Raw genomic sequence first — 15741 nt, forward strand, 5'->3', positions numbered from 1 at the left:
TTGGCTTAAGAGTGAAGGTGAATCCATGACTACATCGACTGTAAAAACTAACCTGCTGGGTCTGACTCAACAGGAAATGGAAAAATTCTTCGACTCAATCGGGGAGAAGCGTTTCCGTGCCGGTCAGGTAATGAAATGGATTCACCACTTTGGTGTCGATGATTTCGATGCCATGACGAACGTCAGCAAGGCCTTGCGCGAAAAGCTCAAGGCTGTTGCTGAGGTCCGTGGTCCGGAAGTGGTCAGCGAGGACATCTCCAGCGACGGCACCCGCAAGTGGGTGGTGCGCGTGGCGTCCGGCAGCTGCGTCGAGACCGTGTACATTCCCCAGGGCAAACGCGGCACCTTGTGCGTTTCGTCCCAGGCAGGCTGTGCCCTGGATTGCAGTTTCTGCTCCACCGGCAAGCAAGGCTTCAACAGCAACCTCACCGCCGCCGAAGTCATCGGCCAGGTGTGGATTGCCAACAAATCCTTTGGCAGCGTCCCGGCAACCGTCGACCGTGCCATCACCAACGTGGTGATGATGGGCATGGGTGAGCCGCTGCTGAACTTCGACAACGTCGTCGCGGCCATGCATCTGATGATGGACGACCTGGGCTACGGCATTTCCAAGCGCCGCGTGACCTTGTCGACCTCCGGCGTGGTACCGATGATCGATGAGCTCTCCAAGCACATCGACGTCTCTCTGGCGTTGTCCCTGCACGCACCGAATGACGCATTGCGTAACCAATTGGTGCCGATCAACAAGAAGTATCCGCTTAAGATGCTGCTCGAGTCGTGCCAGCGCTACATGTCGTCCCTGGGCGAAAAACGTGTGCTGACTATCGAGTACACCTTGCTCAAGGACGTCAACGACAAGCTTGAGCACGCCGTGGAAATGATCGAGCTGCTCAAGAACATCCCGTGCAAGATCAACCTGATCCCGTTTAACCCGTTCCCGCATTCCGGGTACGAGCGTCCGAGCAACAACGCCATTCGTCGTTTCCAGGATCAGCTTCATCATGCCGGTTTCAACGTCACCGTCCGCACCACCCGTGGTGAAGACATCGACGCCGCCTGTGGTCAATTGGTAGGGCAGGTGCTGGATCGCACCCGTCGCAGCGAACGTTATATCGCCGTGCGTGAATTGAACGCCGACAGCGATGTTGCTTCGAGCACTGCGAACAACAATTAAGAGAGGATCTCTATGTCCCTGCGCTTTGCGCTGCTTTTGCTGTTGGCCAGCCTGTGTGCTGGCTGCGTGCTTTCGGGTGATTACAACCCGATGAAGACCAGCAAGGGCCGTGATGAAGCGCGTGAGGCGTATGTGCAGCTCGGTATCGGGTATTTGCAGCAAGGCATGACCGAGCGCGCCAAGGTTCCGCTGAGAAAAGCCCTGGAACTGGATGGCTCCGACCCGGATGCCAACGCGGCGCTGGGGCTGGTGTTCCAGGCCGAGATGGAGCCGGAGCTGGCCGACGAGCATTTTCGCAAGGCGCTGTCTTCCCGTCCGGGCGACGCACGAATCCTCAATAATTACGGCAGTTTTCTTTTCGAGCAGAAACGTTACAAGGAAGCCTACGAGCGCTTTGAACAAGCCGCTGCCGATACGCTGTACCCTGAACGTTCGCGGGTTTTCGAGAACCTGGGCATGACCGCTGCGATGCTCGGCCAGCGTGATCTGGCCCAGCAGCAACTGGAAAAAGCCCTGCGCCTGAACCGGCAACAACCTCGTGCATTGCTGGAAATGGCTGAGTTGTCTTACGAAGACAGGCATTATGTGCCCGCGCGAGATTATTACGACCGTTTCAGCCAGCTCTCCGAGCAAAATGCACGTAGTCTATTGCTCGGCGTTCGGCTGGCAAAAGTGTTCGAAGATCGCGACAAGGCTGCAAGTAAAGGCCTGCAACTAAAAAGACTCTATCCCGGTACGCCGGAATATCAGCAATACCTGTCGGAGCAATGATGAAAGCGGCGCATCCCGAAGTTGTAGCAGCGAATCGCGTTAACCCTGGTGAGACTTTGCGCCAGGCCCGCGAAAGCAATGGCTGGTCGCTGGCCGAAGTGGCCCTCAAGCTCAACCTCACCACCACTTCCTTGAGCAATCTGGAAGCCGGCGCGTTCGACAAGCTGCCCGGGCATACCTTTGCCCGTGGTTACATTCGCGCCTATGCCAAGTTGCTCGGCATGGACCAGGCCGTTCTGGTCCAGCAATTCGATCAATCCACCGGCACCGACTCCCAGGGCAGCAATGTTCACAGCCTGGGTCGTATTGAAGAGCCGGTCCGGGTTTCCCACACCATTTTGCGAATCGTCAGCCTGCTGTTGCTGGTCGCGGTGATCGGTGGCGGTTTCGTCTGGTGGCAGGATCAGACCTCGATGCGCACCAAGGACCTGATCGGTCTGGCACCAGAACACGTAGAAGTCGAAGGTGCCGACGGTACCACTCAGATTCATCCGCTGGACGAGCCGGAAGACCAGGCCGTCGCGGAAGGTCAGACCGAAGGCGGCACTGCTCTCGCGCTACCACAGGCCGAGACTTCGGCTGAAGCACCGGAACAGGCTCAAGTGACTGCACCGGCCGCCCCGGCAGCGCCGACCACGCCAGCCGCACCCGCGCATACCCCTGCGCCCGTTGTCGCAGCGCCGGTGACCCCGGCAACTCCGGCTCCGGCTCCGGCTCCAGCAGCGCCTGCCGCCCCGGTCCCCGCGGTGACTGCATCGGTAGCCGCTGCGGCTCCTGCTCCAGCGGCCGCCGCACCTGTGGCCGGTCAAGGCCAGGTCCAGGTGCAGTTCACCTCCGATTGCTGGACACAAGTGACCGACGGTAGCGGCAAGGTGCTGTTCAGCGGTCTCAAACGCAAAGGCGACAGCCTGGCAGTCAATGGCAAACCACCGTTTTCCGTACGCCTGGGCTTTGCCCGTGGCGCTCAGGTCAGCTACAACGGCCAGCCAGTCGATGTCGCTCCGTTCACCAGTGGCGAGACTGCTCGCCTGAAGTTGGGTCAATAAGTCATGCACGGCGAATCTCCAATCAAACGTCGCGAATCCCGCAAGATCTGGGTCGGTAACGTGCCTGTTGGCGGCGATGCGCCTATCGCTGTGCAGAGCATGACCAACAGCGACACCAACGACGTCGCGGCCACGGTCGCGCAAATCAATCGCCTGGAAGCGGCCGGCGTCGATATTGTGCGGGTTTCCGTCCCGGACATGGACGCCGCCGAGGCCTTCGGCAAGATCAAGCAACTGGTCAAAGTCCCCCTGGTTGCCGACATTCACTTCGACTACCGCATCGCATTGCGCGTCGCCGAGCTGGGTGTCGATTGCCTGCGGATCAACCCGGGCAACATCGGACGCGAAGACCGCGTGCGCGCGGTGGTCGATGCCGCCCGTGACCGCGGGATCCCGATCCGTATCGGTGTGAACGCCGGTTCCCTGGAAAAAGACCTGCAGAAGAAATACGGCGAGCCCACGCCTGCTGCGCTGGTCGAGTCTGCCTTGCGTCATGTCGAGCACCTTGAACGCCTGAACTTCCAGGACTTCAAGGTCAGCGTGAAAGCCTCCGACGTGTTCATGGCCGTCGAAGCGTACCGCCTGCTGGCCAAGGAAATCGTCCAGCCACTGCACCTGGGCATCACCGAAGCCGGTGGTTTGCGTTCCGGCACGGTGAAATCTGCCGTCGGCCTCGGTATGCTGCTCGCCGAAGGGATTGGCGATACTATCCGCATCTCGTTGGCGGCCGACCCGGTCGAGGAAGTGAAAGTCGGCTACGACATTCTCAAATCCCTGCACCTGCGTTCCCGTGGCATCAACTTCATCGCCTGCCCGAGCTGCTCGCGGCAGAACTTCGATGTGGTCAAGACCATGAACGAGCTGGAAGGGCGCCTCGAGGATTTGCTGGTGCCGCTGGATGTCGCGGTCATCGGTTGCGTGGTCAACGGCCCGGGCGAAGCCAAGGAAGCCCATATCGGCTTGACCGGCGGCACGCCAAACCTGATTTACATCGACGGCAAGCCGTCGCAGAAACTGACGAATGACAATCTGGTGGATGAGCTTGAACGCTTGATCCGTCAGAAAGCGGCCGAAAAGGTCGAAGCTGACGCTGCCGTAATTGCGCGTGGCTGATCGAACGAATTAAGGAATTTAAGTGAGCAAGTCATTGCAAGCCATTCGTGGCATGAACGACATCCTGCCCGAACAGACTCCCCTGTGGCGTCATTTCGAAGGCACCGTTTCGCGCCTGCTGGATAACTACGGTTACAAGCAGATCCGCATGCCGATCGTCGAGTTCACCGAGCTGTTCAAGCGCTCCATCGGTGAAGTGACCGACATCGTCGAAAAAGAGATGTACACCTTCGACGACCGCAACGGCGACTCCCTGACCCTGCGCCCTGAAGGCACGGCGGCCTGCGTGCGCGCGGTGCTGGAGCACGGCATTACCGGCGGTGGCCAGGTTCAGAAACTCTGGTACATCGGCCCGATGTTCCGCCACGAGCGTCCGCAGAAAGGCCGTTATCGCCAGTTCCACCAGATCGGTGTCGAAGTGTTCAACCTCGACGGTCCGGACATCGACGCCGAGTTGATCGTGCTGACCTGGCGCCTGTGGGGCGAGCTGGGCATCCGCGATGCGGTAAAGCTCGAGCTCAACAGCCTGGGTACCAGCGAATCCCGCGGCCGTTATCGCGAAGCGCTGGTCGAATACCTTTCGGCGCACATGGACAAGCTCGACGAAGACAGCCAGCGTCGCCTGAAAACCAATCCGCTGCGGGTTCTTGATACCAAGAACGCCGACACCCAGGCGGTATTGGTCGATGCGCCGAAGATGGCCGACTACCTCGACGAAGAATCCCGCGTGCACTTCGAGGGCCTCAAGGCTCGCCTGGATGCCGCCGGCATTCCTTACGTGATCAACCCGAAGCTGGTTCGCGGGCTGGATTACTACAGCAAGACCGTTTTCGAATGGGTTACCGATAAGCTCGGCGCCCAGGGCACCGTCTGCGCCGGTGGCCGTTACGACGGCCTGGTGGAGCAAATGGGCGGCAAGCCGACCGCCGGCGTTGGTTTCGCCATGGGCATCGAACGCCTGGTGCTGTTGCTGGAAACCCTGGAGCAGATTCCGGAGGAGATCTCCCGTCAGGTTGACGTCTACCTCTGCGCCTTCGGTGAAGCCGCCGAGCTCGCCGGGCTGACCCTGGCGGAGCGCGTTCGTGACCAGTTGCCCAACCTGCGCCTGCAAGTGAATGCCGGCGCCGGCAGTTTCAAAAGCCAGTTCAAGAAGGCCGACAAGAGCGGTGCGCTGTACGCGCTGATCCTCGGTGACGACGAAATGGCCCAGCAAGTGGTAGGTTTCAAACCCCTGCGTGGCCAGGGCGAACAACAAAGCATTGCCTGGGATGCGCTTGCAGCGCACCTGGCCACCTGCGTCGTGCAGGGTTGAAGCTGTCTAAACAGCCGAATTAGCGATTAAGGAGTATTGGGGTGTCGAGTACCGAAGACGAACATTTGATGGAACTGAAGGAATGGTGGTCACGCAACGGTAAGCCCCTGGTCACTGGCGGCCTGTTGGCGCTGGTCATCGTGTTCGGCTGGCAGGCGTTCCACAAGTATCAGAGCAATCAGTCGCAAGGCGCCTCGATTCTCTATCAGCAATTGCTCGAAACCACGCTGACGCCTGACGGCAAGCCTGATGCTGCCCGTGTTACGGACCTGGCCGGCAAGCTCAACAGCGAGTACGGCGGCAGCGCCTACGCGCAGTACGGCAGCCTGTTCGTGGCCAAGGTAGCGGTCGACAGCGGCAAGCTGGACGACGCGGCCACCGAGCTCAAAGCCATTGTCGCCAAACCGGCCAACCCGGCGCTGGGCGAAATCGCCCGTCAGCGTCTGGCCCAGGTACTCGGCGCGCAGAACAAGGCCGACGAAGCCCTGAAGCTGCTCGAAGGCGATGCCGACAAGGCATTCCTGGCCACTCGCGAAGAACTCAAGGGCGACCTGCTGGTGCAGTTGGGTCGTACCGACGAGGCGAGCGCTGCGTATCAAAAAGCCAAGGCGGCACTGTCGGATGAGGCGGCGGTCGGTGGCCTGCAAATCAAGCTGGACGACCTGGCCAAAGGGGATGCGTGACGTGATTCGTTGGAAACATGCAGCATTGCTGGCCCTGGCCATTTTGGCCGCGGGTTGCAGCAGCAACAGCAAAAAAGAACTGCCTCCGGCCGAACTGGTCGACTTCAAGGAAGAAGTGGTTCTGCAAAAGCAGTGGAGTCGTTCGATCGGTGACGGTCAGGGCGAAACCTACAACATGCTGGTTCCGGCCATCGATGGCGATACCATCTATGCCGCCGACGTCACTGGCGTGTTGATGGCGATGGATCGCCACACGGGCGACGTCAAATGGAAGAAAGATCTCGAGCTGCCTGTTTCCGGCGCTGTCGGCGTTGGTTACGGTCTGGTCACGATCGGTACGATCAAGGGTGAAATCGTTGCCCTGGACGCGATCAACGGTGAAGAAAAGTGGCGCGCTCGCGTGTCCAGCGAAGTACTGGCACCGCCAGCCAACAACGGTGACGTTGTGGTGGTTCAGACTCAGGACGATCGCCTGATCGGCCTGGATGCCTCCACCGGTGATCGTCGCTGGATCTACGACAGCACGCCTGCGGTTCTGACCCTGCGGGGCACCAGTGCGCCGATCGTGACCAACCGCCTCGCGGTGGCTGGCCTGTCGACCGGTAAAGTGGTTGCCGTGGACATCTCCAACGGCGTACCGGTGTGGGAACAGCGCGTAGCGATCCCGCAAGGTCGCTCGGAGCTGGAGCGCGTGGTCGATATCGACGGTGGCTTGCTGCTGTCGGGCGAGACGCTGTATGTCGCCAGCTATCAGGGGCGCGTTGCCGCTCTGGACCTGCAAAGCGGCCGTCAGCTCTGGCAGCGTGATGCTTCCAGCTACGCCGGTGTCGCCCAGGGCTTTGGCACCGTGTATGTAAGCCTGTCTTCGGGTACCGTTGAAGGCGTCGACGAGCGTTCCACCACAGCCTTGTGGAGCAACGATTCGCTGGCCCGCCGTCAACTGTCGGCCCCGGAAGTGTTCTCCAGCTACGTTGCAGTCGGTGACCTGGAAGGTTACCTGCACCTGCTGAGTCAGGTAGACGGTCGATTCGTCGGCCGCGAGCGCATCGACAGCGACGGCCTGCGTGCCCGTCCGCTGGTGGTGGGTGACACGATTTATGTGTATGGCAACAGCGGCAAACTGGAAGCCCTGACCATAAAGTAACGACTATGCTTGGGTTTTAACCCCCAAGCGGCTTCACCGTTTGTAGGACTGTAGGAGCGAGCTTGCTCGCGATGGACGTTAACGATGACGTTGGCGGCCTGAATAAACGCGGTGTCTTGGCGTTTTTCGCGAGCAGGCTCGCTCCTACAAATGACAACGTGATTGCCCCGAGCACCAGCCGCTGCCTCGCAGCGGCTTTTGTATTTTCTGAAATAACGAAGTGGAGAGCCGCATGGTTCCCGTAATCGCCCTGGTGGGCCGACCGAACGTCGGCAAGTCCACCTTGTTCAACCGCCTGACCAGGACTCGCGACGCCATCGTCGGCGACTTGTCCGGTCTGACCCGTGATCGCCAGTACGGTGAGGCCAAGTGGCAAGGGCGTTCCTACATTCTGATCGACACCGGCGGTATCTCCGGTGACGAGCACGGTATGGACGAAAAGATGGCCGAGCAGTCGCTGCTGGCCATCGAAGAAGCCGATGTCGTTCTGTTCCTGGTAGATGCCAAGGCCGGTTTTACCGCCGCCGACCAGATGATCGCCGAGCATTTGCGCAAACGTAACAAGCGTTCCCACGTGGTCGCCAACAAGGTCGACAACATCGACCCGGAAATGGCCCGCGCCGAATTCGCCCCGTTGGGCATGGGCCATGCGATCCCGATCGCCGGTGCCCACGGCCGTGGTATCACCCAGTTGCTGGAAGCTGCACTGAGTGAATTCCCGCGTGACGAAGACGAGCCGCAGGAAGGCGAAGAGGAAGAGGTCGTCGCTGAAGGCGAGGAAGCCAAGCGCATTCCTGGCCCAAGCGAAAAAGACGGGATCAAGATCGCGATCATCGGCCGTCCGAACGTCGGCAAGTCGACCCTGGTCAACCGCATGCTCGGTGAAGACCGGGTCATCGTCTACGACCAACCCGGCACCACCCGCGACAGTATCTACATCCCGTTCGAACGTAATGACGAGAAGTACACGCTGATCGACACGGCCGGTGTGCGCAAGCGCGGCAAGATCCACGAAGAAGTCGAAAAGTTCTCCGTGGTCAAAACCCTGCAGGCGATCAAAGACGCCAACGTGGTGATCTTCGTGATGGACGCCCGTGAAGGCGTGGTCGATCACGACCTCAACCTGTTGGGCTTCGCCATTGAATCGGGTCGTGCGCTGGTCATCGCGATCAACAAGTGGGACGGCATGACGCCGAGCGAGCGCGACTTCGTGAAGGTTGAGCTGCAACGTCGGCTGTTCTTCGTTGACTACGCCGATATCCACTTCATCTCGGCCTTGCACGGCACCGGCGTGGGCAACCTTTACGCGTCGGTACAGAACTCGTTCAAGTCCGCGGTTACCCGTTGGCCGACCAGCCGCCTGACCCAGATCCTCGAAGACGCGGTCAGCGAGCACCAGCCGCCGATGGTCAACAGCCGCCGGATCAAGCTGCGTTATGCCCACCTCGGTGGTGCAAACCCGCCAATCATCGTGATCCACGGCAACCAGATCGAGAAGGTGCCGAAGTCCTACGTGCGCTACCTGGAAAACACTTACCGCCGTGTCCTGAAGCTGGTCGGTACGCCGATCCGCATCGAGTTCAAGGGCGGTGAGAACCCGTACGAAGGCAACAAGAACACGCTCACCGACCGTCAGGTCAACAAGAAGCGTCGTTTGATGTCGCACCACAAGAAAGCCGACAAGAAGCGCCGCGACAAGCGCTGAGTCCAAGCCCTCACACTGTCTTGTGTGGGGGCTTGTTGTGGCGAGGGGGCTTGCCCCCGTTCGGTTGCTCAGCAGCCGCAATACCTGTACGTGCGGTCTGCCAGACACACCGAGAATGCAGGATTGGGGTCGCTTCGCGACCCAACGCGGGCAAGCCCGCTCGCCACAAGGTACGGTGTTGATCAATTGAAAAAGGGCGTCTTTAAGGCGCCCTTTTTCATGCCTGCCGTTTGGGCTATCCTCGGACTCCCCCGCGCCGCCGTAGAGCCGGGTGTAGAGCAGGGAACCACTGATGATCACCAGCAAGCTGCCGAATGTCGGCATCACCATCTTCACGCAGATGTCTCAGCTCGCGGCACAGACCGGCGCGCTTAATCTGTCCCAGGGCTTTCCCGATTTCGCGGCCCCGCAGGCCCTGTGCGATGCGGTCGGCCGGCATATCGCCAGTGGCCACAACCAGTATTCGCCGATGACCGGCCTGCCGGTGTTGCGTCAGCAGATTGCGGTGAAGATCGCCCGCAGCTATGGCACGCAGGTGGATGCGGATACTGAAGTGACGGTCACCCCTGGCGCGACCGAAGCGATTTTCTGTGCCATTCAGGCGGTTATCCACAGCGGCGACGAGGTCATCGTATTTGACCCGGCATACGACAGCTACGAACCCTCGGTAGAGCTGGCCGGCGGTCGTTGCGTGCACGTACAACTGGGCTTGAACGATTTCAGTATCGACTTCGAGAAGCTTGCCCAGGCACTGAGCCCGCGCACGCGGATGATCATTCTCAACTCCCCGCACAACCCCAGTGGTGCATTGATCAGTCGTGCCGAACTCGATCAGTTGGCCGCCTTGATCCGCGATCGCGACATCTATCTGATCAGCGACGAAGTCTACGAACACCTGGTGTATGACGGTGTGCCCCATGTCAGCGTGCTGGCCCATGAAGAGCTGTATCAGCGTGCTTTCGTGGTCAGCTCGTTCGGCAAGACCTACCACGTCACTGGCTGGAAAACCGGCTACGTGGTCGCGCCGCCGGCCCTGACGGCGGAATTGCGCAAGGTGCACCAGTACGTCAATTTCTGTGGTGTGACGCCGCTGCAATATGCCTTGGCCGACTTCATGGCCGAACATCCGGAACACGTCGAAGAGCTGCCGGACTTCTATCAGGCCAAGCGTGATCTGTTCTGCGATCTGCTGGCGCCGTCGCGTTTCAGTTTCACCCGGGCGACCGGCACCTATTTCCAGTTGGTCGATTACTCGCAGATCCGCCCGGACCTCAATGATGTCGAGATGGCCCTGTGGATGACTCGCGAGCATGGTGTGGCAAGTATCCCGATCTCGGTGTTCTACCAGACACCGCCTGAAGGGCAGCGCCTGGTGCGGTTGTGCTTCGCCAAGCGTGAGGAGACCCTGCGTGAAGCGGCGGAAAAACTATGCGTGATCTGAGTGCATTGCCGAACCTGACCGTGGCGCTGATCCAGACATCCCTGGCCTGGCACGACCGTCAGGCCAACCTGGAGCATTTTGAGTCATTGCTGGAGCAGGCTCGCGGCGCTGACCTGATCATTCTTCCGGAGATGTTCACCACCGGTTTTTCCATGGAGTCCGAAACCCTCGCGGAATCGGAAAACGGCCCCACCAGCAAGTGGCTGCGGGTTCAGGCGGCAAGACTTGATGCCGTGATTACCGGCAGCGTGATCATCCAGGCCGCCGACGGCAGTCATCGCAATCGCCTGTTGTGGGCACGCCCGGATGGCGAGGTGTTGCATTACGACAAGCGTCACCTGTTCCGCATGGCCGGTGAGCATAACCACTACACTCCGGGCGAGCGCCAGGTGCAGTTCGAGCTAAAGGGTTGGCGCGTGCGGCCGCTGATTTGCTACGACTTGCGCTTCCCGGTGTGGAGTCGTGACGCTCAGGACACGGATCTGCTGCTGTACACCGCGAACTGGCCGGGTGCGCGGCGTCAGCATTGGAACCGTTTGCTGCCGGCGCGGGCGATCGAGAACCTGTGCTACGTGGCGGCAGTCAATCGCGTTGGCACCGATGGCAAAGGCTTTGCCTATACCGGTGACAGCCAGGTGCTGGATTTCCAGGGCGAGACGTTGCTTAGCGCAGGGGAGGCGGATGGGGTGTTTCAGGTCGTTCTGAATGCTGCAGACCTTCAAGCTTATCGCGCACGGTTTCCGGCGAATCTGGATGCCGATACCTTCGAGTTCACCTGAAATCTTTTCTGTCTGACGGGGCCCCATCGCGAGCAAGCTCGCTCCCACATTGATCGCATTCTCATGGAATTACGCGGTCCCTGTGGGAGCGGGCTTGCCCGCGAAGGGGCCCTGACAGGCGCCTCAAAAATGGCAGGCAAACAAAAAGGCCCCGAGATTCTCACCCCGGGGCCTTTTGCATTGCAGCAAAGTCTTACGCCGCTTTCGCTTCCGGCTGGCTCAGCGAACGGTTCAGCGCGCTGAACAGGGCCTTGAAGCTGGCAGTGGTGATGTTTTCATCGATGCCGACGCCGTGCACCGCACGTTCGCCGTTCACGCGCAGTTCAATGTAGGCCGCGGCCTTGGCATTGGTGCCCGCGCCAATGGCGTGCTCGTTGTAGTCCATGATCTCCACCGGGATCGGCAGACCGGCCACCAGTGCTTCCAAGGCTCCGTTGCCCTTGCCGCGCCAGTGCAGGTTGGTCTCGCCCTGGCCTTTGCTGGCCACTTCCACTTCGACGGCGCTGTGACCGTTTTCTTCCTGCAGGCGATGGCTGACCAGCGCGTACGGTGTGTTGGCCTGCAAGTACTCGCTGTGCAGCAGCGCGTGGATTTGCTGGGCGGTCATCTCAAGGCCCAGGCGGTCGGTTTCACGCTGCACGACCTGGCTGAATTCGATCTGCATGCGACGTGGCAGGCTGATGCCGTATTCCTGCTCCAGGAGGTAGGCGATACCACCCTTGCCCGACTGGCTGTTGACGCGGATGACCGCCTCGTAGCTGCGGCCGATGTCAGCCGGGTCGATCGGCAGGTACGGGACTTCCCACAAGGCATCGGATTTCTGCTGGGCGAAACCCTTGCGGATCGCATCCTGGTGCGAGCCGGAGAACGCGGTATGCACCAGGTCGCCGACGTACGGGTGACGCGGGTGTACCTGGATCTGGTTGCACTCTTCGACGACTTTGCGCACGCCGTCGATGTCGGAGAAGTCCAGCTCAGGGTTCACGCCCTGGGTGTAGAGGTTCAGGGCCACGGTCACCAGGTCGACGTTGCCGGTGCGCTCGCCGTTGCCGAACAGGCAGCCTTCGACACGGTCGGCGCCGGCCATCAGGCCCAGTTCGGTGGCGGCAACGCCAGTGCCACGGTCGTTGTGGGTGTGCAGGCTGATGATCACGCTGTCACGACGGTTGATGTGGCGGCCGAACCATTCGATCTGGTCGGCATAGATGTTCGGGGTCGCGCATTCGACGGTGGCCGGCAGGTTGAGGATCATCTTGTGCTCGGGCGTCGGGTTCCAGACCTCGATGACCGCGTCGCAGACTTCCTTGGCGAACTCCAGTTCGGTGGCGCTGAAGGTCTCCGGCGAGTATTCGAAGGTCCACTCGGTGTCCGGCTGCATGGCTGCGTATTTGACGAATAGCTTGGCGGCGTTCACGGCGATGGCCTTGACCCCGTCCTTGTCCTGGTTGAAGACAATGCGGCGGAAGGAAGGGGAGGTCGCGTTGTACAGGTGAACGATGGCTTTCTTCGCGCCGCGCAGGGATTCGAAGGTGCGCTCGATCAGGTCTTCACGGCCCTGGGTCAGCACCTGGATGGTGGTGTCGTCCGGGATGTGGTTGCCTTCGATCAGGGTACGGACGAAGTCGAAGTCGGTTTGCGAAGCGGCCGGGAACGATGCTTCGATTTCCTTCACGCCAACCTGCACCAGGGTTTTCCAGAAGCGCAGCTTCTTGACGGCGTCCATCGGCTCGATCAGCGACTGGTTGCCGTCGCGCAGGTCGGAACTGCACCAGATCGGCGCGGCGGTGATGGTTTTCGATGGCCAGGTGCGGTCCGGAATGTCGATGGTCGGGAACGCGCGGTATTTCGAAGACGGGTCTTTGAGCATGCTCATCGGGAAATCCTTATTGTGTGGGCCGAAAAAAGGCGGCCTGCCGGTGGATCAAAAGTTCTTGGACTGACGCTTGGGACGAGGCACCACGATTCAGCCCGGCAGTCGTGCACTGACAAGGCACAGGCTGCTGTGCTGGCGGAGCTGAATGAGGGTGTGAGAGGTTTTCATGCCTTCAACCCTAACCGCGGGGGGAAAGGATGGCAAGCAGTCGAAAAAAATTGAGAGGAATACTCGTGGACGGGTATTTATCGAGATTTTATTGCTTCAAATGGTTGCGATGATCTTGTTTTTTGCGCGAGGTTTGAGCGGTGCGCAATTGAGTGAAGCAGGACTCCAGGGGGCAGCCTTGGGTTTTCTGGTGACTGAAATGCCGCCTTCGCGGGCAAGCCCGCTCCCACAGGTACAGCGCAATCCCTGTGGGAGCGGGCTTGCCCGCGAAGAGGCCATCAGCCTCGGCGAAGATTCAGGGCTGAAACGCACCAATGAAGATGGCCGGATCCACCCGCGCATCGTTCAGGCTGACGTTCCAGTGCATATGCGGCCCTGTCGCCCGGCCGGTCGCGCCGACCTTGCCAACCACGCCACCCCGGGCCAGCTGTTGCCCCACCTTCACGTCGATTTTCGACATGTGGCAGAACATGCTGATAAAGCCCTGGCCATGGTCGACGAACACCGTATTGCCATTGAAGAAGTAGTTGCCGATCAGGATCACCTTGCCCGCGGCCGGGGTCTTGATCGGTGTGCTGGCGCCCACGGCGAAATCCAGGCCCGAATGAGGATTACGCTCCTCACCGTTGAAGAATCGGCGCACCCCAAACTTGCTCGACAGCGGCCCGTTCACCGGTTTGTCCAGCAGCAGGTTGCTTGGCGTATTGGGGCTGAACGTGCGGTAAGCGGCAATCTGCTCGGCCAGTTCACGCTCGATGCGCTTGAGATTTTCCGGGTCCGGATTGACCTGCTGGGTGTTCTTCAGGGTGATGCGCTGTTCCGGGTATTTCTTGTTGCCAACCGTAAAGTTCAGATGGCGGCCGCCGCTGCTGATCGATTGGGCCCCCGGCTTGACCGTCAGCGGTACGCCGACGATGGCCAGCCAGTTGTTCTGCTCCTTCACGACCAGCACGGGTTTGCCTTGATAACTGGCTTTTGGTGCCTGGGCGGACGGGCCCAGATCCACCACCGCCACGCCGCCCGGCACCGGTTTGTTCAACAGGCGGGTGATGTAGCTGTCGGCGTGGGCGTTGAAGGTCAGGAGCAGCAACAGCAATGGAGCCAAGAAACGCGGCATGGATCAGTCCAGTAAAGAAAGGGTGACAGGCGTCAGGTGGTTGTCTTCGACCCGTACTTGCAGTTCGCCTTCGCCCAGCTTGGCTTTCAGGCGCTGGCCGGTGTGGGTTTGCGCGGCGTTGCGGATCGCGTTGCCGCGCTCGTCCAGCAAAATGCTGTAGCCACGGCCGAGGGTCGCCAGCGGGCTGACCACATGCAGGGTCTGCATCTGGCTGTGCAATTGCAGGCGGCGGTTCTTCAACCCTTCGCGGATGGCGCGCGGCAGGCGTTCGGCCAGGCTGTCGAGGCGCTGGCGCAACATTGCCAGTTGCCGGCCCGGATGTTGTGCGGCCAGACGGGTTTCCAGACGGATCAAGCGTTCGCGACGGGTGTTGAGGCTACGCTCGAACGCGCGGCGCATGCGCATGTCCAGGTCATCCAGGCGTTGCGCTTGCTGGCGCAGGCGCTCGCCGGGATGACGCAGGCGGCGAGAGATACCTTCCAGGCGCAGGCGGTCGCGCATCAAACGGTCACGCATGCGCATCACCAGCCGGCGGTGCAGGCTCTCGACCCGACGCACCAGGTCACTGGAGTCCGGAGCCAGCAATTCGGCGGCAGCGGAAGGGGTGGGCGCGCGAACATCGGCGACGAAGTCGCTGATCGACACGTCGGTTTCATGACCGACCGCGCTGACAATCGGCGTCACGCAAGCGTCCACGGCACGGGCCACGGCTTCTTCGTTGAAACACCAGAGGTCTTCCAGCGAACCGCCACCCCGGGCCAGGATCAGGGCGTCGAAACCCCGGGCATCCGCCAGTTTCAGCGCACGGACAATCTGTGCGGTGGCTTCGCGGCCCTGTACGGCGGTGGGGATCAGCGTCAACTGCACCTGCGGTGCGCGACGACGGAACACGCTGATGATGTCGCGGATCACCGCCCCGGTGGGCGAACTGATGATGCCGATGCGTTGCGGATGCGCCGGTAGCGGGACCTTGCGCTCGGCACTGAACAGGCCTTCGGCGCTGAGCTTTTCCTTGAGTGCATCGAAGGCCAGGCGCAAGGCGCCATCGCCGGCCGGCTCCACGGTGTCGAGGATCAGTTGATAATCACCGCGCCCCTCGAACAACGAGACCTTGCCACGGACCTTGACCGCCAGCCCGTCCTTCAAGGCCTGGCGAACCCGTGCCGCGTTCTGCCGGAACAGCGCGCAACGCACCTGGGCGCCGCTGTCCTTGAGGGTGAAATACACGTGGCCGGACGCCGGGCGGGCGAGGTTGGAGATTTCGCCTTCTACCCAGATGTTGCTGAACACGTCTTCGAGCAACACCCGCGCGCGGCCGTTGAGCTGGCTGACGGTCAGGACTTCGCGGTCCAGGCCGAGTCTTGCAAAGGGATCTTTAATCATGGGGCGCAGTTTAAAGGCATTCTTCAAGTGAA

At 60.7% G+C, this 15741-nt stretch carries 13 protein-coding genes; 10 read left to right on the forward strand and 3 right to left on the reverse strand.

The features are described from left to right. Positions 1 to 25: 25 nt before the first annotated feature. The 10 genes from rlmN to KW841_RS12275 all read left to right on the forward strand — a co-directional run bounded on the left by rlmN (position 26) and on the right by KW841_RS12275 (position 11168). Positions 26 to 1174 (forward strand): 23S rRNA (adenine(2503)-C(2))-methyltransferase RlmN, encoded by a 1149-nt coding sequence (rlmN, locus tag KW841_RS12230; protein ID WP_015093627.1) that lies wholly within the window; start codon positions 26 to 28, stop codon positions 1172 to 1174. Positions 1175 to 1186: 12 nt separating this feature from the next. Further along, positions 1187 to 1945, forward strand: coding sequence for a type IV pilus biogenesis/stability protein PilW (gene pilW, locus KW841_RS12235; protein ID WP_218476268.1), 759 nt, complete (start codon positions 1187 to 1189; stop codon positions 1943 to 1945). After that, complete coding sequence (locus KW841_RS12240) at positions 1945 to 2991, forward strand: RodZ family helix-turn-helix domain-containing protein (RefSeq protein ID WP_218476270.1); 1047 nt, start codon at positions 1945 to 1947, stop codon at positions 2989 to 2991. The genes pilW and KW841_RS12240 overlap by 1 nt, the downstream gene beginning before the upstream one ends. A 3-nt stretch (positions 2992 to 2994) precedes the next feature. Further along, entirely contained in the window at positions 2995 to 4104 is a 1110-nt protein-coding gene (gene ispG, locus KW841_RS12245) for a flavodoxin-dependent (E)-4-hydroxy-3-methylbut-2-enyl-diphosphate synthase (RefSeq protein WP_003185136.1), read from the forward strand. Positions 4105 to 4126: 22 nt separating this feature from the next. Further along, positions 4127 to 5416, forward strand: a complete 1290-nt coding sequence (hisS, locus tag KW841_RS12250) for a histidine--tRNA ligase (protein ID WP_007973994.1) — start codon at positions 4127 to 4129, stop codon at positions 5414 to 5416. A 41-nt stretch (positions 5417 to 5457) separates the two neighbouring features. Continuing rightward, positions 5458 to 6099, forward strand: a complete 642-nt coding sequence (locus KW841_RS12255) for a tetratricopeptide repeat protein (RefSeq protein WP_218476274.1) — start codon at positions 5458 to 5460, stop codon at positions 6097 to 6099. Next, the gene (gene bamB, locus KW841_RS12260; protein ID WP_218476276.1) at positions 6092 to 7243 is read left to right on the forward strand and encodes an outer membrane protein assembly factor BamB; all 1152 of its coding nucleotides are present in this window, start codon (positions 6092 to 6094) and stop codon (positions 7241 to 7243) included. The genes KW841_RS12255 and bamB overlap by 8 nt, the downstream gene beginning before the upstream one ends. A 232-nt stretch (positions 7244 to 7475) precedes the next feature. After that, on the forward strand, positions 7476 to 8948 hold the full coding sequence (gene der / locus KW841_RS12265; protein WP_007973987.1) for a ribosome biogenesis GTPase Der: 1473 nt from the start codon (positions 7476 to 7478) through the stop codon (positions 8946 to 8948). Between the two features lie 292 nt (positions 8949 to 9240). Then, positions 9241 to 10389 (forward strand): pyridoxal phosphate-dependent aminotransferase, encoded by a 1149-nt coding sequence (locus KW841_RS12270; RefSeq protein ID WP_218476278.1) that lies wholly within the window; start codon positions 9241 to 9243, stop codon positions 10387 to 10389. Beyond that, a complete protein-coding gene (locus KW841_RS12275) occupies positions 10377 to 11168 on the forward strand; it encodes an amidohydrolase (protein WP_218476280.1) in 792 nt (263 codons plus the stop codon). The genes KW841_RS12270 and KW841_RS12275 overlap by 13 nt, the downstream gene beginning before the upstream one ends. A gap of 193 nt (positions 11169 to 11361) precedes the next feature. Here the strand turns inward: KW841_RS12275 and leuA are convergent, their stop codons facing one another. From leuA to xseA, 3 genes are all read right to left on the reverse strand, one after another. Next, entirely contained in the window at positions 11362 to 13041 is a 1680-nt protein-coding gene (gene leuA / locus KW841_RS12280) for a 2-isopropylmalate synthase (protein WP_095964827.1), read from the reverse strand. Positions 13042 to 13504: 463 nt separating this feature from the next. Then, positions 13505 to 14326, reverse strand: coding sequence for a peptidoglycan DD-metalloendopeptidase family protein (locus tag KW841_RS12285; protein ID WP_218476282.1), 822 nt, complete (start codon positions 14324 to 14326; stop codon positions 13505 to 13507). Positions 14327 to 14329: 3 nt separating this feature from the next. Then, positions 14330 to 15709, reverse strand: coding sequence for an exodeoxyribonuclease VII large subunit (xseA, locus tag KW841_RS12290; RefSeq protein WP_008053235.1), 1380 nt, complete (start codon positions 15707 to 15709; stop codon positions 14330 to 14332). Positions 15710 to 15741 lie beyond the last annotated feature (32 nt).

It is taken from the genome of Pseudomonas sp. PDM28, from assembly GCF_019219115.1.
Lineage (GTDB): Bacteria > Pseudomonadota > Gammaproteobacteria > Pseudomonadales > Pseudomonadaceae > Aquipseudomonas > Aquipseudomonas laurylsulfatiphila.

What these genes read in the sequence shown, in the direction of transcription:
- KW841_RS12270 (WP_218476278.1), top strand. Translation starts at nt 9,241, where the DNA reads ATGATCACCAGCAAGCTGCCGAATGTCGGCATCACCATCTTCACGCAG.
- bamB (WP_218476276.1), top strand. Translation starts at nt 6,092, where the DNA reads ATGCGTGACGTGATTCGTTGGAAACATGCAGCATTGCTGGCCCTGGCC.
- KW841_RS12240 (WP_218476270.1), top strand. Translation starts at nt 1,945, where the DNA reads ATGAAAGCGGCGCATCCCGAAGTTGTAGCAGCGAATCGCGTTAACCCT.
- ispG (WP_003185136.1), top strand. Translation starts at nt 2,995, where the DNA reads ATGCACGGCGAATCTCCAATCAAACGTCGCGAATCCCGCAAGATCTGG.
- leuA (WP_095964827.1), bottom strand. Translation starts at nt 13,041, where the DNA reads ATGAGCATGCTCAAAGACCCGTCTTCGAAATACCGCGCGTTCCCGACC.
- der (WP_007973987.1), top strand. Translation starts at nt 7,476, where the DNA reads ATGGTTCCCGTAATCGCCCTGGTGGGCCGACCGAACGTCGGCAAGTCC.
- xseA (WP_008053235.1), bottom strand. Translation starts at nt 15,709, where the DNA reads ATGATTAAAGATCCCTTTGCAAGACTCGGCCTGGACCGCGAAGTCCTG.
- rlmN (WP_015093627.1), top strand. Translation starts at nt 26, where the DNA reads ATGACTACATCGACTGTAAAAACTAACCTGCTGGGTCTGACTCAACAG.
- KW841_RS12285 (WP_218476282.1), bottom strand. Translation starts at nt 14,326, where the DNA reads ATGCCGCGTTTCTTGGCTCCATTGCTGTTGCTGCTCCTGACCTTCAAC.
- KW841_RS12275 (WP_218476280.1), top strand. Translation starts at nt 10,377, where the DNA reads ATGCGTGATCTGAGTGCATTGCCGAACCTGACCGTGGCGCTGATCCAG.
- pilW (WP_218476268.1), top strand. Translation starts at nt 1,187, where the DNA reads ATGTCCCTGCGCTTTGCGCTGCTTTTGCTGTTGGCCAGCCTGTGTGCT.